We start from the raw sequence: 1,454 nt of genomic DNA, 5'->3' as shown, positions 1-1,454 counted from the left end.
CGGGTGCCGGTCTGTGCGGGTGGCGTGCGCGGGGGGGGGGGGGGGGGCGGGCGCGGGGGCCCCGCGCGCGCGGTGGGCGGGCGCGCGGTCCCGCATGGGGGCGGGGCCGCGCCGCCGCCCCGCCCGGCCCGCCCCCCGCCCCCGCCCGGCGGGGGGCGGGGCCCCCGGCGGCGACGGTGGTGGTGGTGTCAGCGGCGGCCATGCCCGCCCGGGCCGTCGATTCCGTCGGTCTCCATGCGGCTGTTGCCCTGCTCGATCGCCTCCAGGTTGCGGTCGCGGGTGTCCTTCATCATCCGTACGTTGTCGACGGTGGCGTCGGTGGCGGCCACCAGGGCGTCGCGGATCGCCATGACGGTGTCCTTGGCGGTCTGCCGCTCCTTCTGCTCCTGCGCCTTGGCCTTGTCGCCGAACTCGCCGGTGCCGGGCCAGTTGACGGTGGGCGCGAGTTCGGAGAGGAACTCCTCGGTCATGGCCTTGGTGAAGGTGCCGATCTCCTCCAGCTGCCGCGCCAGGGTCTCGATGCGGTGCGGGTCGACGTGGTAGCGCTCGCCCATGTCAGTCCTCCTCGTCCAGCGCGTCGCGCCAGCCGGGCGCAGCCCGCCCCGCGCGGTCGGCGGGCTCGTCGTCGCGCAGTACCTCGGCGCCGAAGATCCGCTCCCAGTCCAGTTCGAACCCCTTCAACTCCGGTACGTCGCTGCTGGGTTCGGCGAAGGGGGCCATGGCCTTCATCACGTGCCGGTTCATCTTCAGGCGTGCCGCGGCCGCCGCCTCCAGGACGCTGGCGGCCAGTTCCTGGGGGGACATGTCGCGGTACTTGTTCTCCAGGAACTCGATGCCGGACAGCTCGCCCTGCGGTCCCGCGGTGGCGCGGACCGCGCGGTCGGAGGAGAGCGCGGTGAACGACGCGGAGCGCAGCTCGCGTTCGGTGCGCGCGATCGCCTCCTGGGCCGTCTGGAGTTCGAGCATGGCCTTCTCAAGACGCTTCTCAAGCGGTTCCACGTCCGCTCCCCTCGTGCCCGTCGTACAACTGCGTTACTGATCTTGCCTGGTGGAGGCTCCCGGGCGGAAGCCGGGGCCGGGTGTGATGCGTCTCCCCGCCCGGACCGCTCCTGAGCCGTACGGCGCTCACCGGCCGATGACGGACGGGGTGCCGCCCTCCTCCGTGCCCCACACGTCCGCGTCCTCCTCCAGGTAGTCGGCGGAGCTGGTGGTCCTGCGGCGCTGGTCGCCCTGCTCCTGCGACTCGTCGCCGCCACCGCCGGTGGTCGCCACGCGGGCGGCCGGTGACAGGAAGGTGTCGCTCTCCTCCTGGCGGTTCCAGGGGCTGCGACGGCGGCGGTTGCGGCGCTCGCTCTCCTCGGCAACGCTGAACCGGCGGAGGACTCCACCACATGACCGAGAACCGCGACGGGAAGATCATCACCTTCTACTCGTACAAGGGCGGCACGGGCCGG

At 73.2% G+C, this 1,454-nt stretch carries 2 protein-coding genes and 1 pseudogene; all 3 read right to left on the bottom strand.

Annotated elements, in window-relative coordinates; genetic code table 11:
* Positions 1-188: 188 nt before the first annotated feature.
* Positions 189-554 (bottom strand): hypothetical protein, encoded by a 366-nt coding sequence (locus tag ABT160_RS46985; protein WP_351656567.1) that lies wholly within the window; start codon positions 552-554, stop codon positions 189-191.
* A 1-nt stretch (position 555) separates the two neighbouring features.
* A complete protein-coding gene (locus ABT160_RS46980; RefSeq protein ID WP_502984434.1) occupies positions 556-999 on the bottom strand; it encodes a YbaB/EbfC family nucleoid-associated protein in 444 nt (147 codons plus the stop codon).
* Positions 1,000-1,125: 126 nt separating this feature from the next.
* Positions 1,126-1,362 (bottom strand): annotated as a pseudogene (locus tag ABT160_RS46975) (hypothetical protein); the annotation flags it as partial.
* Positions 1,363-1,454: the final 92 nt, after the last annotated feature.

The organism is Streptomyces sp. NPDC001941, assembly GCF_040296945.1.
Lineage (GTDB): Bacteria > Actinomycetota > Actinomycetes > Streptomycetales > Streptomycetaceae > Streptomyces.
This window is presented reverse-complemented; position numbering and strand designations above follow the sequence as displayed.